The organism is Mesorhizobium sp. M0663 (assembly GCF_040320585.1).
Lineage (GTDB): Bacteria > Pseudomonadota > Alphaproteobacteria > Rhizobiales > Rhizobiaceae > Mesorhizobium.
Genome location: NZ_JAMYPX010000049.1, coordinates 1 through 21332, shown reverse-complemented (window position 1 = coordinate 21332; position 21332 = coordinate 1). Strand labels below are relative to the sequence as shown.

23 protein-coding genes and 1 pseudogene are annotated in these 21332 nt (G+C 60.8%); 8 read left to right on the top strand and 16 right to left on the bottom strand.

Annotated elements, in window-relative coordinates; genetic code table 11:
- Positions 1-42 precede the first annotated feature (42 nt).
- The 3 genes from NKI54_RS34015 (at position 43) to NKI54_RS34005 (ending at position 1029) form a co-directional block, all read left to right on the top strand.
- On the top strand, positions 43-501 hold the full coding sequence (locus NKI54_RS34015) for an RrF2 family transcriptional regulator (protein WP_352694164.1): 459 nt from the start codon (positions 43-45) through the stop codon (positions 499-501).
- Positions 502-566: 65 nt separating this feature from the next.
- Complete coding sequence (locus tag NKI54_RS34010) at positions 567-710, top strand: hypothetical protein (RefSeq protein WP_352694162.1); 144 nt, start codon at positions 567-569, stop codon at positions 708-710.
- Between the two features lie 133 nt (positions 711-843).
- Entirely contained in the window at positions 844-1029 is a 186-nt protein-coding gene (locus NKI54_RS34005) for a DUF1858 domain-containing protein (RefSeq protein WP_352694178.1), read from the top strand.
- 3 nt (positions 1030-1032) lie between these two features.
- Here the strand turns inward: NKI54_RS34005 and NKI54_RS34000 are convergent, their stop codons facing one another.
- Positions 1033-1734 (bottom strand): Crp/Fnr family transcriptional regulator, encoded by a 702-nt coding sequence (locus NKI54_RS34000; protein WP_352694160.1) that lies wholly within the window; start codon positions 1732-1734, stop codon positions 1033-1035.
- Positions 1735-1886: 152 nt separating this feature from the next.
- Here NKI54_RS34000 and NKI54_RS33995 point away from each other — a divergent pair, with 152 nt between their 5' ends.
- Positions 1887-2324: a pseudoazurin gene (locus tag NKI54_RS33995; protein ID WP_352694158.1), complete on the top strand. Its 438-nt coding sequence runs from the start codon at positions 1887-1889 to the stop codon at positions 2322-2324.
- A gap of 97 nt (positions 2325-2421) precedes the next feature.
- On the top strand, positions 2422-3597 hold the full coding sequence (locus tag NKI54_RS33990) for an NnrS family protein (RefSeq protein WP_352694156.1): 1176 nt from the start codon (positions 2422-2424) through the stop codon (positions 3595-3597).
- A 59-nt stretch (positions 3598-3656) separates the two neighbouring features.
- Here NKI54_RS33990 and NKI54_RS33985 read toward each other — a convergent pair whose 3' ends face one another.
- From NKI54_RS33985 to ccoN, 10 genes are all read right to left on the bottom strand, one after another.
- Complete coding sequence (locus NKI54_RS33985; protein WP_352694154.1) at positions 3657-4526, bottom strand: SUMF1/EgtB/PvdO family nonheme iron enzyme; 870 nt, start codon at positions 4524-4526, stop codon at positions 3657-3659.
- Positions 4527-4578: 52 nt separating this feature from the next.
- A complete protein-coding gene (nirK, locus tag NKI54_RS33980) occupies positions 4579-5685 on the bottom strand; it encodes a copper-containing nitrite reductase (protein ID WP_352694152.1) in 1107 nt (368 codons plus the stop codon).
- 205 nt (positions 5686-5890) lie between these two features.
- Positions 5891-6046 (bottom strand): cbb3-type cytochrome oxidase assembly protein CcoS, encoded by a 156-nt coding sequence (gene ccoS / locus NKI54_RS33975; RefSeq protein WP_352455561.1) that lies wholly within the window; start codon positions 6044-6046, stop codon positions 5891-5893.
- On the bottom strand, positions 6043-8331 hold the full coding sequence (locus tag NKI54_RS33970; protein ID WP_352694150.1) for a heavy metal translocating P-type ATPase: 2289 nt from the start codon (positions 8329-8331) through the stop codon (positions 6043-6045). Before NKI54_RS33970 ends, ccoS begins: the two co-directional genes overlap by 4 nt.
- Positions 8328-8825 carry a FixH family protein gene (locus tag NKI54_RS33965; protein WP_352694148.1) on the bottom strand — a complete coding sequence of 166 codons (498 nt, stop codon included), beginning with the start codon at positions 8823-8825 and terminating at the stop codon, positions 8328-8330. Before NKI54_RS33965 ends, NKI54_RS33970 begins: the two co-directional genes overlap by 4 nt.
- Positions 8822-10381, bottom strand: a complete 1560-nt coding sequence (gene ccoG / locus NKI54_RS33960; protein WP_352694146.1) for a cytochrome c oxidase accessory protein CcoG — start codon at positions 10379-10381, stop codon at positions 8822-8824. The genes NKI54_RS33965 and ccoG overlap by 4 nt, the downstream gene beginning before the upstream one ends.
- Before the next feature lie 201 nt (positions 10382-10582).
- A complete protein-coding gene (gene ccoP, locus NKI54_RS33955; RefSeq protein WP_352694144.1) occupies positions 10583-11446 on the bottom strand; it encodes a cytochrome-c oxidase, cbb3-type subunit III in 864 nt (287 codons plus the stop codon).
- Positions 11447-11448: 2 nt separating this feature from the next.
- Positions 11449-11598, bottom strand: coding sequence for a cbb3-type cytochrome c oxidase subunit 3 (locus NKI54_RS33950; protein ID WP_352694142.1), 150 nt, complete (start codon positions 11596-11598; stop codon positions 11449-11451).
- A 12-nt stretch (positions 11599-11610) separates the two neighbouring features.
- A complete protein-coding gene (gene ccoO / locus NKI54_RS33945) occupies positions 11611-12342 on the bottom strand; it encodes a cytochrome-c oxidase, cbb3-type subunit II (protein ID WP_352694140.1) in 732 nt (243 codons plus the stop codon).
- 11 nt (positions 12343-12353) lie between these two features.
- On the bottom strand, positions 12354-13964 hold the full coding sequence (ccoN, locus tag NKI54_RS33940; protein WP_352694138.1) for a cytochrome-c oxidase, cbb3-type subunit I: 1611 nt from the start codon (positions 13962-13964) through the stop codon (positions 12354-12356).
- Here ccoN and NKI54_RS36635 point away from each other — a divergent pair.
- Positions 13947-14633 carry a hemerythrin domain-containing protein gene (locus NKI54_RS36635; protein ID WP_502898300.1) on the top strand — a complete coding sequence of 229 codons (687 nt, stop codon included), beginning with the start codon at positions 13947-13949 and terminating at the stop codon, positions 14631-14633. The two genes, ccoN and NKI54_RS36635, sit on opposite strands and share 18 nt — an antisense overlap.
- On the opposite strand, the gene NKI54_RS33930 is transcribed toward NKI54_RS36635, so the two are convergent.
- Entirely contained in the window at positions 14630-15355 is a 726-nt protein-coding gene (locus tag NKI54_RS33930) for a Crp/Fnr family transcriptional regulator (RefSeq protein ID WP_352694136.1), read from the bottom strand. The two genes, NKI54_RS36635 and NKI54_RS33930, sit on opposite strands and share 4 nt — an antisense overlap.
- A 155-nt stretch (positions 15356-15510) precedes the next feature.
- On the opposite strand from NKI54_RS33930, the gene hemN reads away from it, so the two are divergent.
- A complete protein-coding gene (gene hemN / locus NKI54_RS33925; RefSeq protein WP_352694135.1) occupies positions 15511-16860 on the top strand; it encodes an oxygen-independent coproporphyrinogen III oxidase in 1350 nt (449 codons plus the stop codon).
- Between the two features lie 12 nt (positions 16861-16872).
- Here hemN and NKI54_RS33920 read toward each other — a convergent pair whose 3' ends face one another.
- The 4 genes from NKI54_RS33920 to NKI54_RS33905 form a co-directional block, all read right to left on the bottom strand.
- Positions 16873-17223 carry a potassium channel family protein gene (locus tag NKI54_RS33920; protein ID WP_352694133.1) on the bottom strand — a complete coding sequence of 117 codons (351 nt, stop codon included), beginning with the start codon at positions 17221-17223 and terminating at the stop codon, positions 16873-16875.
- Between the two features lie 143 nt (positions 17224-17366).
- A complete protein-coding gene (locus NKI54_RS33915; protein WP_352455633.1) occupies positions 17367-17699 on the bottom strand; it encodes a DUF779 domain-containing protein in 333 nt (110 codons plus the stop codon).
- 68 nt (positions 17700-17767) lie between these two features.
- Complete coding sequence (gene adh, locus NKI54_RS33910; protein WP_352694131.1) at positions 17768-19285, bottom strand: aldehyde dehydrogenase; 1518 nt, start codon at positions 19283-19285, stop codon at positions 17768-17770.
- A gap of 144 nt (positions 19286-19429) precedes the next feature.
- The gene (locus tag NKI54_RS33905; RefSeq protein WP_352694129.1) at positions 19430-20398 is read right to left on the bottom strand and encodes a helix-turn-helix domain-containing protein; all 969 of its coding nucleotides are present in this window, start codon (positions 20396-20398) and stop codon (positions 19430-19432) included.
- Positions 20399-21090: 692 nt separating this feature from the next.
- On the opposite strand from NKI54_RS33905, the pseudogene NKI54_RS33900 reads away from it, so the two are divergent.
- Positions 21091-21332 (top strand): annotated as a pseudogene (locus NKI54_RS33900) (adenylate/guanylate cyclase domain-containing protein); the annotation flags it as partial.

The window sequence follows — 21332 nt, the reverse complement described above, 5'->3', positions numbered from 1 at the left end:
TGTAAGTGGCTCCTGTACGAGAATTGCGAAGAGGAACCGTTCGTGCGGTTGACCAATTTCTCGGACTACGCTTTGAGGATGCTAATGTACGCGGCCTCTGCCGGTGATCGCCTGATCACGATCGAGGAGGTGGCACGCACGTTCAACGTATCCAAAACGCACCTCAACAAGGTCGCCAATACCCTGACGCGCGGCGGTTACTTGAAAGCGGTCCGCGGTCGCTCCGGTGGGCTAGCCCTCGGGCGGAGCCCCGAGATGATCCGGATCGGCGACGTGGTACGCCTGACGGAGCCAGATTTCGCGCTTGTGGAGTGCTTCGCGACCGGAAATCAGTGCGTGCTCACCGGCTGCTGCAAACTTTCAGGAATGTTCGGCGACGCGATAGCCTCCTTCCAGAACACGCTGGACCGGTACACGCTGGCCGACGTCGCGTTGATGCCCCAGGACTTTGTCGGCGGGCTGCCTGCATCCGAGGCTTCGGCGTACGATAAGCGTGGGTAAGGCCTCGATCTACAATTCAACCGCAACGCCGCGCGATTCGCGTCTGCCGGCCCGTGGAGACAAGCATGACTGACCCACACAAAAATGACACACCGGTGGCCAAGCAATTCGAGTCGGGCGTCGACCTGAACAACACGCTGCTCCCTATGCTGATCGGCGGACTTATGCTGATCGTCATCGGTGCAATCGTGGTCATGACGTTTGTCTAGCTTTTCTTAGCCAAACGGCAATGCTCATCAAAGTTGCGAAAGCACAAAGAAAGCGGCCTGAGCGGAACCTATTAAGACGCTTCGCAATCGCGGAGACTTCATCGTGAAGGAGCGCAGCTCGATTAATCCGGACATGGTCGTCGACGAGATCATGAGGCGATGGCCGGCGACGGTGGCAGTGGTTTTGAGATACAGGATGCTTTGCGTCGGCTGTCCGATAGGCACTTTCCATACCGTGACCGAGGCATGCCGGGAGCATAAGATCGACGAGGGCGACTTCCTTGTCGAACTGGAATCGGCTGTCCGAGGAGGGCACTGACGGTCAGCCGTTGTCCCGGTTCTCGGCGAGCACCACAAGGCGATGCGGATCCTTGACAGTGACTTTCTGGCGCCCGCCGGCAATGATCCCCTTCTCTTCCCACTTGCTGAGCAGCCGGCTGACGGTGTGAAGGGTCGTACCCGTCATCTCGGCAATGTCCTGCCTCGAGATCGGAAAGTCGATTTCGATGCCGTTGTCGGTCTTTCGTCCGGTCTGATTGGCCAGTCGCAGCAGCGCATGCGCAACCCGCTGCTCCACCTGCTCCGTCGACATCTCCACCACCCGTGCCTGGGTTTCTTGCAGCCTGTTTCCGACCGTCCGGTAAGTGGTCGCCCCAAACACAGGAAACCGCTTCGCCAGTTCCGGCCATAGCGCGTTGGGCCAGGTCAGCACCACGCAGTCCACCGCGGCGACAGCGCTGGCGGGGTAGGTCCTCCGGCCAAGTGCCGCGGCGACACCAAAAATCTCGCCTTCGCTGATGTATCTGGCGATGACCTGTTGTCCGTCCGGCGTGGTGCGAACCACGCGGATGTGCCCGGCGATCAGCACGAAGAAGGAGTGGGCCTCGGCCTCCTGCTCGAAAACCGCTGCCTCCTTGGCATAGCGAGATGACCGCGCATTTCGCAGGATCTCGCTCTGCTCGTCAGGCGTCAGCCCCTGGAAGAGCGGCAGCCGCGATATCAGCGATCGGTCTAGCGCAGCCAAGCGGATCCCTCACAGCCCTCTGGTTCCGCATCAGTCATGCGGGAGACCTTTCTACTCCGAGTTTGCGCCAGCGCAAATTCTGCCGGGGGTTGTCAGGCTAAAAGGCATGGAACGGCCAAATGCCGTGACGACGAAACAAAAAGGACGAACCGATGAAACTCTCCATCCTCGCCGCCACAATCTCTATCCTCGCGCTCGCCGGCGGTGCGAGCGCGGAAGAGCATGTGGTGCAAATGCTCAACAAGGGCGAAAAAGGCGCAATGGTTTTCCAGCCGGCTTTCGTCGAGGCTGCACCCGGCGACACCGTCAAGTTCGTTCCGACCGACAAGGGCCACGATGCGGAGTCGATCAAGGGTATGATCCCGGATGGCACTGAGCCTTTCAAGGGAAAGACCAGCGAGGAAATCACCGTCACGCTGACCCAGGAGGGCGTCTACGGCGTCAAGTGCGCACCGCACTACGGCATGGGCATGGTCGCGCTGATCGTTGTCGGCAAGCCGGTCAATCTCGATGCCGCCAAGGCGGTCAAACATCCCGGGAAGGCAAAAACGGTGTTCGCCGACCTGTTCACGCAGGTTCCGGCCAACTGACCAGCATACAGTCCGCCTGCCATAAGAGGGGCAGGCACGGGCCGGACGGACCGAGCGCGGCGGGTTATCCGGCCCTTTTCATTTGAGGATGCAAGTGATGGCAGTTTCACGTCTGCGGGCCTACACCGGGCCTGCGATTCTTTCCTATGGATTCAGGCCCTTCTTCCTCCTCGGGTCGCTGTATGCCGGGCTCTCCATTCTGCTCTGGCTGCCGATGTATGCAGGCGAACTCGATGCCCACAGTGTGTTTGTCCCGGTCGACTGGCACGTCCATGAAATGCTGTTCGGCTATCTGCCGGCGATCGTTACCGGGTTCCTGCTGACCGCCATTCCCAATTGGACCGGCCGGCTGCCCGTGCAAGGCCTGCCGCTGCTGGCTCTGGTTGTCCTGTGGCTTGCCGGACGCGTCGCCGTTTTCTTCTCGGCGGATATCGGCTGGGAAGCAGCAGCCGTGATCGATGGTTCTTTTCTGCTTGCTGTCGCGGCCGCGGCGGCCCGCGAGATCGTCGCAGGACGGAACTGGCGCAACCTGAAAGTACTGCTGCCACTTGCCGTCCTAGCGTGCGCCAACGGCGCGTTCCATATCGAGGCACACCTTCAAGGCATATCCGACATTAGCCGCAGGCTCGGCATGGCTGCGGCGATCGTGCTCATCTCGCTGATCGGTGGGCGCATCATTCCGAGCTTCACGCGCAACTGGCTCGTCCGCGAAAATCCTGGCAGGCTGCCTGCGCCGTTCGATCGTTTTGACATCGTATCGATAGCCAGCTCAGCCATCGCCCTGGGAGCATGGACGTTCGCTCCTAGCGACAGCATCTCAGGCATGCTTATGGCCGTCGCCGCGATCTGCCAGGCGTGGCGTCTGTCCCGCTGGGCTGGCGAGCGCACCTTGCGGGATGCGCTGGTACTCATGCTCCATCTTGCATATACCTTCGTGCCTGTCGGTCTTGCCTTCGTTTCGGCGTCGATCTTCTATCCTGCCATCGTGCCGGCTGCTGCAGGGCTCCACGCACTCGGAACTGGCGCGGTCGGCGCGATGACACTTGCCGTGATGACCCGCGCAACGCTCGGTCACACCCGGCGAGACCTTAAGGCTGGAAAAGGCGCCTCGTTCATTTTTGGAGCCGTCCTGCTCGCAGGATCATTGAGGATCCTGGCCGTCTTCGTCCCCTATGACGTGGTGATCGACATGGCCGGCACCGCCTGGTTGGCGGCATTTGCCGGCTTCATTCTGATCTATGGAACTGCGTTGATGAGGCCAACCGCGCGGTGACGAAGGGCGACGGGCTGGCTCGCGACGTCGAGAAGACGTGACCCCGCTATTCCTGTTTTTCAGACGATGCCAAGTCGGCTAAAGATTCTGCTTGCCCATCCCGGGTGGTCCCGCACCAGCCTGAATCCCAGATTATCGGGAGGCGTGCCAACAGCACAGCCTCCGCTTTTCCCGTCACTGACGAAGTTCGACATATAGGCTCTGTGAAGCCCTTCAAGGACGTGGACGCCGCAATTGTCGACCGAACTCACAACACCGCTTCCATCCGCAGCCAATGTGGTGCGGACATAACAGGTCGACGTCCACTCCCAGACGTTGCCGGAAAAGTCGGCGAGGCCCAGGGAATTGAGACCAAAAGAGCCACGGCTCTTGGGCAACGGGTCCGGTTCGCGATTGAGGTCCACCTCGGCCTTGTAGCTGGTGAGCCAACGTCTGGCGGGGTTGTTGGCGTCGTTTTCGACACCCTCGAATTCGCCTGCGAACCGCTCCGCCGCGGCAAACGCCCACTCTTCGTCGGATGGCAGCCGCCATTGGTCGCCGGTCACTTCTGAATACCACCGGGCATAGGCATTGGCATCGAGATAGCTCACTCCGGTTACGGGAGCATCATTCGGGATCGCGCGCGTCTCCTGTGCCGGCTGACAGCTTCCTGCCGACACGCAGTCCGCATAGTCGGCCGCGCTGACCTGATAGGCCATGATTTCGAGAGGTCTGCTGAGTTGCCGCTTGAAGCGGGGATTGCCTTGCGGGCGTCCCTCCCTCAGGAACTCGCCAGGCGTCGGATAGGTGATCGAACCGGAAAGCAAGGTAACCGTCATAGCGAGGGGGTGAGGTAGTCGATCCCCGAAGACCGTCTGTATCGAGAGCCCTGCCGGAACGGCAGCGGCGGCCAGGGCGACCGGAAGGACCTTGAGGATCAATGGAGACATCGCTTTTGACCATACCCGGACAGCGTCGCTGTCCGGGTAAATTGGAGTGCCGTCAGTTGGTGGCGACGGGTTTGGGCGCCTCGACCTGCGTCATCAGGTCGTCATTCCATTCGCCCTCGACCATGAAGTGAGCGGTCGCTCCGAGTTCCACGGCCTCGATCAGATTGTGATTGACGTAGGCGTAGACGCCGGGCTGCAGGAACGTATAGAGCGCCGAGCCCGCTGAGCCGCCGCGGATGAACCAGGTTTCCAGATCCTTGGCCGGCGGGTTGGCGAATTTGCCCTCTTCCCAGACATAGTCGCCATGGCCACCGATCAGATGCGGCCTCGTATCGCGGTTGGCCTGCGAATGGACGATCAGTACCGTCTCGCCGACCTTCGCCTTCATGGCGTTGTCGCCGGTCAGGGAACCGACCTTGCCGTTGAACACCACATGCGTCGGGATCAGCCCGCGCATGACCTTGACGATGTCGTCGTAGCCGTCGCCAGCCGATTCGTAGCTCTTGAAGTTGCCCTTCTCGTCGCGCGGAATATAGAAGTCGTTCTCGCCGATGTAGAATATCTTGTCGTACTTTACCGGTTCGCCCTTGTCGTTCCTGAGCCCATCGCGCGGCAGGATCATGATGGCGCCGCTCATGCCGGAGACGACATGCCATGGGATCATCGCGCCGCCAGGCGCGCAGTGATAGACGAACGTTCCCGGTCGCGTCGCCTTGAAGCGCAGGGTCACCTGCTCGCCGGGATTGATCAGAGTCAGACCGCCGCCGCCCAGAGCGCCGGTCGCGGCGTGGAAGTCGATGTTGTGGGCGAGTGAGTTGGTATCGTGATTGATGAGCGTCAGTTCGACATAGTCGTCCTGATGCACGACCATCAGGGGGCCCGGGATCGAGCCGTTGTAAGTCATTGCATTGAGCTGGGTCCCGTCGGCATCGATGACCATCGGTTTCTCCTCGATCGTCATGGTGAATTCGACGATCTCCGGTCCGCCTTTGGCGACCTGGTCGTGCAGATGCACAAAAGGGGGTGCCACGAGCTTGATCTTTTCGCGGGGAAGCCCTCGAATGTCTGCCTTTGTCACCGTTGCCGAAAATGCCGGCAGTGCCGCCACGGCGGCAGCGCCAATCGCTGCTCCAAACAGGGCTTCGCGTCGCGTGATCATATCAATCTCCTATCTCTACCTTTGCGAATGAGCAGAAGGTATCTGGCCTGACGCAGCGTTTCTTTGCGCTGGCGCAAATTGCTGGAGTTCAGTGTTAGGCAGCAACAACCCCGGAAACAGCAATCGTGCGCGGCATAGTCGCAGTGGGGAAGGGTGTGGGGGCGGTTGGCTGCACCGGCGCTGTTTGTCAGCCCTCGGCCCTGGATCAGCGCTCCAGTCTGTCTTCCCGATCGATAAGGATCCGCTCGGCAGCTCCGTCAAGATCCTCGTACTGGCCACTCCTCAACGCCCACAGGAAGCCCCCCAGGCCAAGCGCACCAAGGAACAGGGCGACAGGGATGAGGTAGGCAAGGGTGGTCATGAGGATTGGGCCAGTTTGCTGCTGTCGGACAGCCTGTCACGCCGAACATCTCTCGCCTGCGTGCGGGACATCGAACCTTGCAGGCGCAGCGCGTTTCCGATCACAAGCAGGGAAGACGCGGACATGGCGATCGCGGCGATAAGAGGGGTGACGTGCCCCAGGATCGCGATCGGCACGGCGACAGCATTGTAGACGATGGCGATCGTGATGTTCTGGCGAATCAGGCTTCCCGCCTTGCGCGAGACGTCCAGCGCGAGGGGGATTGCCAGAAGGCTTTCGCGCAGGAATACGAAATCCGCCGCATTGCGGCCAATGTCGGCGGCCGTGGCCGGCGCGAACGAAACATGCGCCGCGCTCAGTGCAGGCGTGTCGTTCAAGCCGTCGCCAACCATCAGAACCCGGCGTCCCTCTTTCGCCAAGGTTTCGATGGATTCGACCTTGCCGGACGGCAGCAGACACGGAGCGAAGTCGTCGATACCCAGCATTTTCGAGATTTCGCGGCAGGCGCCCGCGCTATCGCCCGACAGCATCTGAACCGACATCCCGGCATCGTTCAATCGCTCGATCGCCGCCCTGGCGTCGGCACGCAACGCATCCTCGAAATTGAAGGTCGCGACAACGATCCCGTCTTTCGTCAGGACCGTCCCGCCATAGCCATGTTTGCCTTCGCCGCCGGTGCGGGCCTTCCATCCAGCCCATCCGCGTCTGCCCAGCCGCCAGATACTTCCGACGTCAGTTGCTTCGATACCGAACCCCGGATGCTCGGTGACGGCATCGAATTTGTGCTGCCCGCCGCCAGCGGCAAGACCGGCTATGGCTTTTGAAAACGGATGACGCGAATGCGCGGCCATGTCGGCTGCAATCGTCAGCATGGCCGGATCGATCGAGGCCGCATTGACGAGACGGGGCTGGCCGAGCGTGAGCGTGCCGGTCTTGTCGAACACCGCTGCATCAATCGTTGCCAGGCGCTCCATGGCCGAACCATCCTTGACCATGATGCCGTTCTCGAACAGCCGCCGCGCGGCGACCACCTGGACGATCGGCACGGCGAGCCCGAGCGCGCACGGACATGTGATGATCAAAACGGCGATGGCGATGGTTATCGCCCGATGCCAGTCGCCGGTTGCCGCCATCCAGCCAAGGAATGTCACGAAGGCGGTGAGATGAACAACTGGAGCATAGAGTGCTGAAACGCGATCGGCGATGCGGCGGTAATGTGCGCGACCGCCCTCGGCGGCTTCCATCAGCCGAACCATTTCCGCCAGGAACGAATCCTTCGCGGCGGTTGTCGCCTCGATGGTTAGCGGGCCGGTAAGGTTGAGCACGCCGGCCTGGACGGCATCGTTTGGCGCCACGCTTCTGGGCGTGCTCTCGCCCGAAACCAGCGAGCAGTCGACGTCCGATGTCCCACGCGTGATCTTGCCGTCGACGGGGATTCTTTCGCCGGCCGCTATCAGCAACAGCATGCCCGGTTCGATCTCGCCAACCGGCAGATAGTCGCGTGCGCCATCGTCGCGCAGCACCATGGCGCCACGCGCGGCCAGTTGTGACAGGCCTTTCACGGCGGTGCGGGCGCGTTCGCGCATCACGTGATCCAGCGTGCGGCCGATCAACAGGAAGAACAGCAGAGACACCGACGCGTCGAAATAGGCGTGGTCGCCATGGGTGATCGTCTCATAGAGGCTCATCGCATAGGCCAGCGACACGCCGACCGCGATCGGCACGTCCATGTTCATGCGGCCGTGACGCAAGGCATTCCAGGCCGACTTGAAGAAGATGCCGCCGGCGAAGGCGAGTGCGGGGATGGCGATCAGTGCCGAGACCCAGTGGAACAAATCGCGGGTCGCGCCCTCGGCACCGGACCAGACCGAAACCGACAGCAGCATGATGTTGCCCGCCGCAAATCCGGCAACAGCGACGGCGCGGATAAGCTCCGAGAGCGTTTTGTCCTTTTCACTAATCTCGGGTCCGAACAAATGCGCCTGGTAACCTAGCCGCCCCAGCATGGCGACGAATGGTGGGGCCTCGTCCCCGCGCCACCGGACCGAGACCCGCTTCGTTGACAGGTTGACGCGAGCGGCCTCGACGTGATCGAGTTTTGCCAACGCTGTCTCGATTGTCTGGATGCAGGCTGCGCAATGAACCGTCGGAACTGAAAGATCGGTCTGGCTAAGGCCATCGCCAAGCGACCGGCTCGCCAGCTTGACCTCTTCGCTTGACGGCAGGACGGATGTAGCGTTGCCCAGATCCAGCGCCATTTCAGCACCTGGTGCACAGCAGCTCATTTCAGCGCTCCATCGGAGATCATGATCCTGCGCACGTCGCGGAAAGGCCTTGCCAGACCGGCATCGGCGTCGATTTCGACGATCCACACACCGTCCCTTGGCATGTGCTGCACTGCAAACTCCTGGCCCGAGGCGGCGGCGAGCGTGATGGACTCATCTTCTTTCTCGTAAGCGGGATGGCGAAACAGCACTTTGACGCCATGCAAGGGAACCGACTTGCCGGCGGCGTCGGTGAGGCTATAGCGGACTTCGCCCCATGAGATGGTCAGCTTGCCGGTCCAGCCGAGGGCTGCCTGCGCGCGCCCTTCCTCAGCCTTCTTGTTGAATTGCTGGCTCGCCACATAGGTGTTTTCGACGACAAGGCCGGTCCAGCTTGTGTTGGCAAGCGTCGCCATCGTCAGATTGACCGCAATGACCACGCCGAAAAAGGCGAGGATGATGGCCAACATGTGCCTGCCGGTGAATTCGCGGGGCTTTCGCGTGGTGGCGTTCATCTGGCGATCTCCGGCGCGTGGAATGTGGCGGTGTATTCGTTCGACTCGAAACTCGCTTTGTCCTCGACCCGGAGTGTGAAGGTCTGCGCTTCGCGATGGATCTGATCAGCAGGCAGGCGCACGAAAACCTTCAACATCTTCAGCCGGTCGGGTTCGACCTGGATCGCAAAAGAGCGATCGGCGGGGAGGTCGACACCAAGGATGCTCATCTCTGCGCCTGGCAAACCCCCAATGCTGACGACGATCGTTCTTGGTTCGGGGATCATGTTCAGCAGCTTGACGGTATAGCCATTGCGGATCGAGCCGTCGGACAGCGTCACGAATTGTGGATTGCGGTCGTGCAAAACATTGATTTCGAGCCGGTCGCGCGTCAGCAGCGAAAAGAGCAGACCCAGGCCGATCAGCGACCACATGGCCATGTAGACATAGGTGCGTGGCCGAAAGATCTTGCGGACATGGAAATGCGCCACCCTGTCCGAAAACAGGCCGTCATCCGTCCTGACCAATGACGGATCGACCGAACAGGCGCCGCCCGCGGTCGCCAGCATCATGTTGGCATTGTAGTCGGAGAGTGTCGCGTAGGAGATCAAGCCGCGCTCCTTGCCGAGCTTGTCCATGACGCCGTCGCAGGCGTCGATGCAGAGCGCGCAGGTGATGCATTCGAGCTGTTGGCCATCGCGAATGTCGATCCCCATCGGGCAGACAGCCACGCAGGCGTTACAGTCGACGCAATCGCCGACTGACTCTCCGGCGGCCTGGACCTTCTTGGTGTGACGCGTGCGCGGTTCGCCGCGCCAGTCATTGTACGTGACGGTGAGCGAACTTTCGTCGAGCATGGCCGCCTGGATGCGCGGCCATGGGCACATATAGGTGCAGACCTGCTCGCGCATCAGCCCGCCGAACGTATAGGTCGTCGCTGTGAGCACAGCGACGGTGATGTAGGCGACAGGCGCTGCCGTGCCGGTGAAGAGTTCGACCAGCAAGATCGGCGCATCGGCGAAATAGAAGATCCAGGCCCCGCCGGTCGCTGCACCTATGATCAGCCAGATGGCGTGTTTCGATATTCTCAGCGCGAGCTTGCGGGCGGTCCAAGGCCCGGCCTCGAGCTTCATGCGGGCGTTGCGGTCGCCCTCGATAGCTCGCTCGACGACCAGGAACAGATCGACCCACACGGTCTGCGGACACGTATAGCCGCACCAGGCACGACCGATAGTCGACGTAACCAGGAAAAGACCGACGCCGGCCATGACCAGAAGGCCGGCCACATAGTAGAATTCCTGCGGCCAGATCTCGATGAAGAAGAAGTAGAAACGCCGGTTGGCGACATCGAGCAGCACTGCCTGGTCAGGGGCAAACGGGCCACGATCCCACCGCAGCCACGGCGTCAGATAGTAGATGCCGAGCGTGATCGCCATCACCAGCCATTTGAACCGGCGAAAGCTGCCCGAGGCCCGCTTCGGGAAGATCTTCTTGCGCGCGGCATACATCGGCTGTCGCACTTTGGCGGAGTTGACCGCCTCGGCTTCGAGCCGTTCTACCTGCGTATTGTCCAGCACTGGTTTCTCCCGTCGCGCAGCTTTCATTTCGCCGGGCAAATGTCCTGACTGGATGCAGGCAGGTCGGGCGGATTTTGCTGCCGACTGGATTGCGCCGCGTTGATGCAGGTCAATCGCCTGGCCCACGGAAAACAAATCGAGACCCGGCAGAGCCGTACCTCGTCGCTTCGGCGGTGAGGGCCGGAGAATAGGCCCCCGTTCCTATTCTCCACCGCCTAGCGAATGCACGTAGACCGCCAATTCCTTGACCCTGGTTTCGCCCAGGCGCGCCCCCCAGGCCGGCATCACGCCTTGTTTCGGCGCTGTGACCTGGGCGGCAATGGCCGTTTCGCCCGATCCGTAGAGCCAGATGGCATCGGTCAGATCAGGAGCGCCGAGCTCCTTGTTGCCCTTTGCGTTGTCGCCGTGACAAGCAACGCAGTTTTCCGCAAAAACCTTGGCACCGGGCGCCACCAAAGATTCGTCGCTGACGGCTTGGGACAGGCCGGCAATATAGGCGCTGACCTGTTTGATCTGGTCGGCAGTGATAATGTCGCCAAAGGCTGGCATTTCCGAAAGTCGCGTATCCGGATCGGATGCGAAGCGGATACCATGCGTGACCGTCTGCTGGATCTGATCCGCCTTGCCGCCCCACAGCCAGTCATCGTCATTGAGGTTGGGGAAGCCCTTGGAGCCCTGGGCGCCGGAGCCATGACATTGCACGCAATTGACCTTGAACGCGGCGCCACCAGCGGCGATCGCGAATTCGCGCAAACCATCGTCCGCGGCAATCTCCGAGACGCTCTTGGACTCGACCGCCGCGACATATTTGCCCTTCGCAACTTCGGCTGCTGCAAGCTCGTTGCCGACATCGTTGCGGCTGGAATAGCCGAGCACGCCCTTGGTTGCCGAGTGCAGCAGAGGCCATGCCGGGTAGGCGATGGTGTAGCCGATCGCCCAGACTATGGTGATGTAGAACGTCCAGACCCACCAGCGCGGAAGCGGGTTGTTCAGCTCCCGAATGCCATCCCATTCGTGGCCGGTGGTCGAAACACCAGAGATTTCATCGATGTGCTCGTCGCTCATGATCACTCGTCCTCAAGGGGAATCCGGGCAGCTTCGTCGGCCAGCTTGCGGCTGCCAGGGCGCAGGGCGAAGGCGACTGCCCCGACAAAGAAGAGCGCCATGGCGACCAGACCCCAGCTGTCGGCAAACTCCTGCATCAAATTGTAATCCATGGAAAAAACTCCTCAGCGGTAGCCGGCGGCTTCGTCGTAGTTCTTGAAATCGACCAGCGTGCCGAGCATCTGCAAATAGGCGACGAGGGCGTCCATTTCGGTGACCTGTTGCGGGTTGCCGTCGAAGTCGCCGATCTTGGCTTTGGGGTAGCGGGCTTCGAGGCCGGATGTGTCGGCGTTGGGATCAGCCTGCGTCATCAGATCGGCATTGGCGTGCGCGATCATGTCGTCGGAGTAGGGGACGCCAACGCGCGCGTTGGCAACGAGATGGGTCGAGAACTCCTTCACATCGATCGGCGCGTCTTTCAGGAACGCGTAGCTCGGCATGATCGATTCCGGCACGACGGAACGCGGGTCCGAAAGGTGGTCGACGTGCCAGACATTCGAGTAGCGGTCGCCAACCCGGGCAAGGTCCGGTCCGGTGCGTTTCGATCCCCACTGGAAGGGATGATCGTACATCGACTCGGCCGCCAGACTGTAATGCCCATAGCGCTCGACCTCGTCACGGAACGGCCGGATCATCTGGCTATGGCAAAGATAGCATCCCTCACGCACATAGATGTTGCGCCCGACGAGTTCGAGCGGCGAGTAGGGGCGCATACCTTCCACCTTCTCGATCATGTTGTCGAGATAGAAGAGCGGTGCGATCTCGACGATGCCGCCGACAGTCACCACAAGAAGAGAGCCGATGAGCAGAAGCGTGGCGTTCTTCTCGATCAGCGCGTGTTTGTCCATCAAGCCCATTGTCTGGCTCCTTATTCGGCAGGCTGCAGGACGGGCAGGGAGCCCGGCATCGGCTCTTCCTCGCGCTGGTAGCCGAGGATGGTCATGGCGATGTTCCAGGCCATGATCAGGGCGCCGGAGAGGTACATGGCCCCGCCGATGGCGCGCATGACATAGTAGGGGTGCATGGCGGCGACGGTTTCGGCAAAGGAGTAGACCAGGAAGCCCTGCTCGTCGTATTCGCGCCACATCAGGCCCTGCATGATGCCGGACACCCACATCACCGCGGCGTAAACGACGATGCCGAGCGTCGCCAGCCAGAAGTGCCAGGTGACGAGCCGCAGCGAATAGAGACGTTGACGGTTCCAGAGCCTCGGCACCATGTAGTAGATCGCGCCGAACGAGATCATGCCGACCCAGCCGAGTGCGCCCGAATGGACGTGCCCGATGGTCCAGTCGGTATAGTGCGACAGCGAATTGACCGCCTTGATCGACATCATCGGACCTTCAAAGGTCGACATGCCGTAGAAGGCGATGGCCATCACCATCATGCGGATAATCGGATCGGTGCGTAGCTTGTCCCAGGCGCCCGACAGCGTCATCAGGCCGTTGATCATGCCGCCCCATGACGGCATCCACAGCATGATCGAAAACACCATGCCGAGCGTCTGCGCCCAATCGGGCAGGGCGGTGTAGTGCAGGTGATGCGGACCGGCCCAGATGTAGAGGAAGATGATCGCCCAGAAGTGGATGATCGACAGGCGGTAGGAATAGACCGGCCGGTTTGCCTGCTTGGGCACGAAGTAATACATCATGCCGAGGAAGCCGGCGGTGAGGAAGAAGCCGACGGCGTTGTGGCCGTACCACCATTGCGTCAGGGCGTCCTGGACGCCGGAAAAGGCGGAGTAGCTCTTGGAACCCAGGAATGAGGCCGGCATCGACAGGTTGTTGACCACATGCAGCATCGCGATGGTGACGATGAAGGACAGGTAAAACCAGTTGGCGACGTAGATGTGCGGTTCCTTGCGCTTCAGGATCGTGCCGAGGAACAGGATGAGATAAGCGACCCAGACGATGGTCAGCCAGATGTCCACATACCATTCGGGCTCTGCGTATTCGCGGCTCTCGGTGATACCGAGCAGGTAGCCGGTCGCGGCCATGACGATGAAGAGCTGGTAGCCCCAAAACACGAACCAACCGAGATCGCCGCCGAACAGCCGAGCGCGGCAGGTGCGCTGGACGACATACAGGGACGTGCAGAGCAGCGCATTGCCGCCGAAGGCGAAGACAACGCCCGACGTATGCAATGGCCGTAAACGGCCGAAGTTAAACCAGGGCTGAATGTTGAGATCGGGGTAGGCAAGTTGCAGCGCAATGACGACGCCGACCAGCATACCGACGACACCCCAGAACATGGTGGCGATGGCGCCATAGCGGATTGGCCCATCCATGTAGGCGGACGGGTCGATCGGAGCAGCCACTTCGAAATTCGTGTTGCGGATGAGGATGGCGACAAAGCCGAGCAGCACAAAAAACAGTACCCACATATGCTGCCGGAATGGCTCGTCCACACCGAACCCGGCTGCCACAAGGGCCGCAAATGTGAACAGGCCCAAGGCGAAGATTTGCGTGCCGAACTTCATGACCTGTCCCCGACCTCGGATTGGGATGCGCGGATACCAATCCGCTTGACACCAATTCAGCAGTCACGTCGTCGCTGCCTTGATCCATGTCAAAGCCATTTGCTTTTGGGTTGGGCAGCTTCCAACTCGCAAACGATCAGGAGGCTTTCATTGGACGGGGAGAACGAGCGGAAATCGTCGCTGTTTGAAGCCCGCCGCGAGATTTCGATGCCGGTCGGACGGTTCGATCGAGAGTTCCTTCCTAGCGCTGTGATGAAACGTGCCCATGGGGAAAAGCTGCGGCTCTGTGACGCCTTGGAAAAGATCGCCGACACGTTGCCGGCCGCAGATCGCCTGAAGTGTATTGGCGTGGCCAACGCGATCGTTCCGCTGTTGCGCAACATTCACCAATACGAGGAGACGGTTATCTTTCCGGCGTACGAGGCTGCTTTGACTGGCAGCGATGCCAACCTTGCTTCAACTCGTCGATTGCGCGCAGAACACGTCGAGGACCAATGCTTTGCCGGCGAGGTGACTGAAATCCTGCTGGCGATCGGCCATGGCGAGACAGTCGACAATGCCGAGGCTGTCGGCTTCATGCTGCGCGGCTTATTCGAAAGCTTGCGCCGGCATATCGCCTTCGAACGCGAGCACGTCTTGCCGATGATCGGGGTCGTCGATGCCAGTTAGGCGCCGGAGCGTCGCTGCAGCCGGCTCATGTTCTCCACGGTCACGTGCCGGTTGTTGTCGATCCGGATTACGCTGTCTGTTCTCAGTCTGGTCAACTGGCGGCTGACCGTCTCGATCGTCAAGCCGAGAAAATCGGCGATGTCGGCGCGCGTCAGCGGCAGGTCAAAGCTTGTCGACTGGGCCGCCGGGTCAAGCGTAGGATCGATATTCCTGGCGATCATCAGGAGAAAGCTCGCCACCTTTTCCGCAGCACTCTTGCGCCCCAGCGTCACCATCCAGTCGCGGGCTTCGTCGAGTTCGTTCAGCGTGTGCTTGAGCAGACGATGCTCGAGTTCCGGCGATTCCTTCATCATGCGCTCGATGGCGGCCTTTGGAAATGAACACACCGAAACGGCGGTTGCGGCTTCGGCGTTGATCGCGCTTTCCACGAAGGGACTGCCTAGAAAATCGGGGGCAAACTGGAGGCCGACAATCTGCTGGCGTCCGTCCGACAGGCTCTTTGTGAGCTTCACCACGCCGGAAAGCACGTTCGAATAACGGTCGACGGTCTCGGTGTCACCAATCAGTTCTGCGCCCGGTTCAACGGTATGCTTCGATGAGGTCTTTGCGAGGCCCACCAGTTGATCGGGATCGAGCGCGCCGCAGACGCCATGGTGGCGCGCTTCGCATGATCGGCAAAGCACTGGAATGCCGGTGCTGTGAATATCCTGACGCACTGTCATCATGATCGTCCGAGGACCCAAACTGCCGGCAAGATAGCATCGGCGGCAGGAAAATCCTTGCGGCAGTTTGTCCACAGCGGACTTTGACCGAAATCAAGGCTGCCGGCCAGTAATGTGGTGAAAGTCGGGCCATGCAAAGTGGAGCGGATAGAGGCGTGCGGCCAGAATTAGTTGCCAGACTTGGTGAGAACGTGCCGCGCTATACGAGCTACCCGACAGCGCCGCATTTCAATACAAGCGTCGATGCTGTCGTTTGTCGAGGCTGGCTGCAGGCGCTCGACGAGGGCCACGAGATATCGCTCTATCTGCACATCCCGTACTGCGACAAGCTTTGCTGGTTCTGTGCCTGCCATACCAAGCAGACACGCCACTACGAACCGGTGAGCACGTATCTTCGCTCACTGCATGCCGAGATCGCCACCGTCGCCAGTCTTGTCGCAGGCAAGGGCCGCGTGCGTGCCGTCCATTTCGGCGGCGGTTCGCCAACGATGCTCAAACCGGAGGATCTGGTGGCGCTGGGAACCGTCCTGCGCAACAGCTTCACCTTTCCTCCCGGCGCCAAGATCAGCGTCGAAATCGAACCCAATGATATGGACGATGCCCGCCTCGACGCACTCGCCGAAATCGGCATGACCCGTGCGAGCCTCGGCGTCCAGGATTTTGACCCGAAGGTGCAAAAGGCAATTAACCGCGAGCAGAGGTTTTTGCAGACCAAAGCGGCAGTCGACGGCGTTCGTTCGCGCGGCGTCGAATCGGTCAATCTGGACCTGCTCAACGGCTTGCCACACCAGACCAGGGAGAGTGTCTCCTCCACCGTCGCGCAGGCACTAACCCTGGAACCGGATCGGATAGCGCTTTTTGGCTACGCCCATGTGCCGTGGTTTAAGAAGCATCAGACGATGATCGACGAGGCATGGCTGCCGGGTCCGGCAGAGCGGTTTGCTCAATCGCAACTTGCGGCGCGGGCGATCGTGGACCAGGGATACGAAGCAATCGGCCTCGACCATTTCGCCAAACCGGGCGATGCCCTCGCGCTTGCCGCCCGCGCCGGAACACTGCACCGGAACTTTCAGGGCTATACCGAGGATCGCTGCGAGACCTTGATCGGCCTTGGCCCGTCATCCATCAGCCAGTTTCGCCAGGGCTATGCACAGAACATGCCTTCGACCGCTGAGTATGGACGCATGGTTGCTGATGGCGGGCTGGCCGCTGTTCGGGGTATCGCGCTTTCCGACGACGACCGTGTTCGCGGCTGGATCATCGAGCGATTGATGTGTGACTTCGCCTTCTCGGCGATTGAGCTGGTGGAGCGCTTTGGCGAAGCCGGCCAAAGACTTCTCCTCAAGGCGAGTTCCACGGCTCTTCATGGTCCTGCGCGGCTGCTTGAACTTGATGGTGACCGCTTCGTCTTGCCGGCGGAAAGCCGGCCCTTTGTCAGAAGCATCGCGGCGAAGTTCGACAAATATTTCGAAACCGGTACAGCCAGGCATTCCGTAGCGGTCTGAACGATCGCCCGTTCAGAAGTGCTCGCCGGCCTTGAATGGGCCAATGCGGGTGCCGGCCGCGATCAGATAGCCGGTCGACCAGCCAATCAGAAGAAATCCGTTCACGCCCTCTAGAGCCGCGAGGACGCGCCATGCGTGAGCGGGCACAATGTCGCCGTAGCCGACGGTCGAGAAGGTGATGGTGGAAAAGTACAGCGCGGTTTCGAAGTCAGCAAAGATATCGAGCAACCGGTATAGTCCTGCCCAGAGCCACACCTCTGTGGTCATGATGGCAAAGAGTCCCATCACCACGCTGATCATCGCAACGATGCGGCTGCGGCGCCCGTGCATGCGAAAAACGGGCGACCAGGTGCCCCATCGCATGTGTGACCACGATCAGACCAAAGGTGTGAACCAGGACCGTAAGGCTAATGACGACGGTGCCGATGAGCAGATTGAGGATCATCTTCGGAAGGTAGAGATTGCTGCGGTGCCTTCTTGCTCGAAATCAAACCCGCAGGTTTCGCCTACGCGGTGCAGATTGTCGACCGGGTCAGGAACCGCTTCTCCCGCCCGTTATCCAGCGAGAACATGCCACCGCGACCCGGCACCACGTCGATGATGAGATCGGTATGTTTCCAAGCCTCGAATTGCGACGCACCGATGTAGAACGGCGCGTCGCCGATGTGGCCGAGCAGCACATCCTGGTCGCCCACGATGAAGCCGATACGCGGATAGCACATCGGCGAAGAGCCGTCGCAGCAGCCGCCGGATTGATGAAACAGCACCGGACCGTGCTCGGCAACGATCTCGGCGATCAGTTCAAGGGCTGCCGGTGTCGCTGTGACCTTCGCTCGCATCGTGTTTTCCGATTTCCAGCCTTTGGCGCGGCCCCTCGCGGAGCCGCGCCTGTGGGTCAAAGCGGCGATCAGAAGAAGCCGAGCTTCTTCGGGCTGTAGCTGACCAGCATGTTTTTGGTCTGCTGGTAGTGGTCGAGCATCATCTTGTGTGTCTCGCGGCCGATGCCGGACTGCTTGTAGCCGCCGAAGGCCGCATGCGCGGGATAGGCGTGGTAGCAGTTGGTCCAGACGCGGCCCGCCTGGATCGCGCGGCCGAACCGGTAGGCGCGGTTGCTGTCGCGTGTCCAGATACCAGCGCCGAGGCCGTAGAGCGTATCGTTGGCTATGCTGAGCGCTTCGTCGTCGTCCTTGAAGGTCGTGACCGAGACCACCGGTCCGAAGATCTCTTCCTGGAAGATGCGCATTTTGTTGTGTCCCTTGAACACCGTCGGCTTCACGTAGTAGCCGCCGGCGAGATCGCCGGGCAGGACATTGCGCTCGCCACCGGTCAGCAACTCGGCGCCTTCCTGGCGGCCGATGTCGATGTAGGCCAGGATCTTTTCCAACTGCTCGGATGATGCTTGGGCACCGATCATCGTTGCCGGGTCGAGCGGATCGCCCTGCACGATCGCCTCGACACGCTTCATCGCACGTTCCATGAACCTGTCGTAGATCGATTCATGAATGAGCGCGCGGCTCGGGCAGGTGCAGACTTCGCCCTGATTCAGCGCGAACATGACGAAGCCTTCGATCGCCTTGTCGAAGAAATCGTCGTCTTCGGCGACAACGTCCTTGAAGAAGATGTTTGGCGATTTGCCGCCCAATTCCAGCGTGACGGGGATCAGGTTATGGCTGGCATACTGCATGATCAGCCGGCCAGTCGTGGTTTCTCCGGTAAAGGCGATTTTGGCAATGCGCGGCGACGACGCGAGCGGCTTACCGGCTTCGAGGCCGAAGCCGTTGACAATGTTGAGCACACCCGGCGGCAGCAGATCGCCGATAAGATCGGCCCACAGCAAGATGGCAGCCGGCGTCTGCTCGGCAGGCTTCAGCACGACGCAGTTTCCGGCCGCAAGCGCGGGAGCAAGCTTCCAGCAGGCCATCAGCAGCGGGAAGTTCCACGGGATGATCTGGCCAACCACCCCGAGCGGCTCATGGAAATGATAGGCAACGGTATCGTCGTCGATCTGCGAAAGGCTGCCTTCCTGGCCACGCAAGGCACCGGCGAAATAGCGGAAATGGTCGATTGCTAGAGGCAGGTCGGCGGCGGTCGTTTCGCGGATCGGCTTGCCGTTGTCCCAGGTTTCGGCACATGCGAGGAGATCGAGGTTTTCCTCCATGTGATCGGCGATGCGATTGAGGATGAGTGAGCGCTCGCCCACACTCGTGCGCCCCCAGGCGTCCTTGGCGGCATGGGCAGCGTCTAAAGCCGCCTCGATGTCCTGGGCATCCGAGCGAGCCACCTCGCAGAGCAACTGACCATTCACCGGCGAGAAGTTTTCGAAATAACGGCCCGAACGCGGCTCGGCCCATTTGCCACCGATGAAATTGCCGTAGCGCTTGTCGAAGGGTGCCTTGACCGGGCGTGAGAATTCAACCTTATTCAAGTGTCTTCCTCCCAAAGCTGGCGCCGCGGAATGCGACGCTTCGGAAAGAGACTTGCTATCTCCTACCGCTATTGCCAATGCGCCGGGGACAGTGAGCGGGCGGGTGTGTCGCAGAATTGCGACAGTCATGCGACGTTTCAAAAGTCAGTGGGACCTGTGGACGTCCAGGCGGTTGAGCTTGCGGTGAAGCGTGGCGCGACTGATGCCGAGCGCATGGGCCGCGGCCGAGACATTTCCGTCTGCCCGCGCCAGCGCCCGCTGCAGAACGCCGCGCTCCGCCTCGGCGAGGACTTCGGGGCCGCCCTCGGCCCAACCGAGCAGATCGGCCGCAGGCATCGGCTTGTCGAGACACTGTTGCGTAATTCCAAGCGCCAGGCGAGCCGAACGGGTCGCGCCGACCACAAGGTCGTCCGCATCAACCGCGATCAACGCGCCGGAACCCTTGTCGGGCACCGGCGCCAGCAGAATGCGCGCCTTGGGGAATGCCATTTTGAAGTTCTCCGCCTCGATCCGACGCGCCGCGTCGACGACGGCCATGGAAATAAGGTTGGAGAAGACCTCGGTCAGATCAGCCCGGCAGGAAGACACGTCAAGGGCAGCCACAAGGTCTCCACGGTGATCATAGATCGGAGCCGTGGTGCAGCTCAGCCCGGTGTTGCGCGTGTGAAAATGCTGATCACGGTGGATCGTCAGGACGCGCTGTTCCACCAGACAGGTGCCGATACCATTGGTGCCCTCGCTCTCCTCGTTCCAGACGGACCCTGTCCATAACCCCCAGGAACGAAACGTCTCGTCGTCCACAGGCGCGCCGCGCCGTTCGACCGGCACGCCGTCGCGATCGGCGAGCAGGACGCAGCATCCAACGCCGCCCACCGCAAGATAGAGCCGGTCCAGGCTTGATTGAGCAACCCGGACGAGCGGCCCGATGCGTTGCCGGGCCTCTCCCAATTCCGCCTCTGTCAGATAGCGTGGGGGGCTGCAATCGGCCGGATCGAGCCGGTGGAGACTGGAAGACCGTCGCCAGGAAGCGACCAGCGCGGACTTCGCCGCCGCGTCCGAAGCGATCGCGGCCTGAACGCGGTCGGCATGATTACCGGCCAAATCCTCGGCCATGCTTATCCTCCCAAGCCCCAGTTCCTCCTTCGGCTACTAGACCACGGTTGCTTCAAGACAAGGCAACGCGGATGTCGTATGATTTCGCTTTCTATCAACGCATTGTCAATTCGACAGAAGAACCAGACATCCTCTATGTTTTCCTGTCGGTCAGTGACGTTTAGCCAATGGATAGTCGTCCTCGCCTCTGCATTCTCCCTCTTCCAGGCAACCTTTCGGTTAATCCCCTAAAGCCTACCGGCATGAACTGGGCATTCATTGATCTAGAGCAAAGACGACCGACCATAATTAGCCGCGGAACCGTGCGGGACAATACGGGAAGATTTCTGATTTTGGCCAATCGAAAAAGCCAAAAATCAACGATCACGGTACGTCTCCGGCAAAGACGAGTAGCGACGTGCGCATCGGAGGGCGACGGACGGCGGAGTGTTCCGCTGTAAATTTCGGAGGTTCGAGTCGCCAGTGGTGAAAATCTGACGCTTGGTATCCGAGCCGGAAATACAGTTTTCGATACCTCGAGCGGAAGTCGTTCGCCCACGGACGAATTCACGTCGATGACCCGTTGAAGACATTCATCCGCACCCGGTCGAAAGTCAGGAACGGCTGACGAGCGGTCATTCACCGCGCGGCCAACGGCGCGTTCTGGCTCCGACGCTTCCATGGGTGTAGGCTTGTGCCATAAAGAGGCGCATATGGCGGTTCCCCCTCTCAATCGGAAGCTGCTGGCGATCCTGGCGGCCGATATGGTTGACTACTCGAAGGCGATGGAGGCTGATGAGGCCGGCACCATCGCGCGACTGAAGGCCATGCGCGCCGAGTTGATTGATCCCACCATCTCCCAGCACCATGGCCGCGTCGTCAAGTTGATGGGCGATGGCGCGCTTGTCGCCTTCGAAAGCGTGGTCGACGCAGTCGCCTGCGCAGCGGAAATCCA

What these genes read in the sequence shown, in the direction of transcription:
- NKI54_RS34010 (WP_352694162.1), top strand. Translation starts at nt 567, where the DNA reads ATGACTGACCCACACAAAAATGACACACCGGTGGCCAAGCAATTCGAG.
- NKI54_RS34005 (WP_352694178.1), top strand. Translation starts at nt 844, where the DNA reads ATGGTCGTCGACGAGATCATGAGGCGATGGCCGGCGACGGTGGCAGTG.
- NKI54_RS33995 (WP_352694158.1), top strand. Translation starts at nt 1,887, where the DNA reads ATGAAACTCTCCATCCTCGCCGCCACAATCTCTATCCTCGCGCTCGCC.
- NKI54_RS33990 (WP_352694156.1), top strand. Translation starts at nt 2,422, where the DNA reads ATGGCAGTTTCACGTCTGCGGGCCTACACCGGGCCTGCGATTCTTTCC.
- NKI54_RS33985 (WP_352694154.1), bottom strand. Translation starts at nt 4,526, where the DNA reads ATGTCTCCATTGATCCTCAAGGTCCTTCCGGTCGCCCTGGCCGCCGCT.
- nirK (WP_352694152.1), bottom strand. Translation starts at nt 5,685, where the DNA reads ATGATCACGCGACGCGAAGCCCTGTTTGGAGCAGCGATTGGCGCTGCC.
- ccoS (WP_352455561.1), bottom strand. Translation starts at nt 6,046, where the DNA reads ATGACCACCCTTGCCTACCTCATCCCTGTCGCCCTGTTCCTTGGTGCG.
- NKI54_RS33970 (WP_352694150.1), bottom strand. Translation starts at nt 8,331, where the DNA reads ATGAGCTGCTGTGCACCAGGTGCTGAAATGGCGCTGGATCTGGGCAAC.
- NKI54_RS33965 (WP_352694148.1), bottom strand. Translation starts at nt 8,825, where the DNA reads ATGAACGCCACCACGCGAAAGCCCCGCGAATTCACCGGCAGGCACATG.
- ccoP (WP_352694144.1), bottom strand. Translation starts at nt 11,446, where the DNA reads ATGAGCGACGAGCACATCGATGAAATCTCTGGTGTTTCGACCACCGGC.
- NKI54_RS33950 (WP_352694142.1), bottom strand. Translation starts at nt 11,598, where the DNA reads ATGGATTACAATTTGATGCAGGAGTTTGCCGACAGCTGGGGTCTGGTC.
- ccoO (WP_352694140.1), bottom strand. Translation starts at nt 12,342, where the DNA reads ATGGGCTTGATGGACAAACACGCGCTGATCGAGAAGAACGCCACGCTT.
- ccoN (WP_352694138.1), bottom strand. Translation starts at nt 13,964, where the DNA reads ATGAAGTTCGGCACGCAAATCTTCGCCTTGGGCCTGTTCACATTTGCG.
- NKI54_RS33930 (WP_352694136.1), bottom strand. Translation starts at nt 15,355, where the DNA reads ATGACAGTGCGTCAGGATATTCACAGCACCGGCATTCCAGTGCTTTGC.
- NKI54_RS33920 (WP_352694133.1), bottom strand. Translation starts at nt 17,223, where the DNA reads ATGCGATGGGGCACCTGGTCGCCCGTTTTTCGCATGCACGGGCGCCGC.
- NKI54_RS33915 (WP_352455633.1), bottom strand. Translation starts at nt 17,699, where the DNA reads ATGCGAGCGAAGGTCACAGCGACACCGGCAGCCCTTGAACTGATCGCC.
- NKI54_RS33905 (WP_352694129.1), bottom strand. Translation starts at nt 20,398, where the DNA reads ATGGCCGAGGATTTGGCCGGTAATCATGCCGACCGCGTTCAGGCCGCG.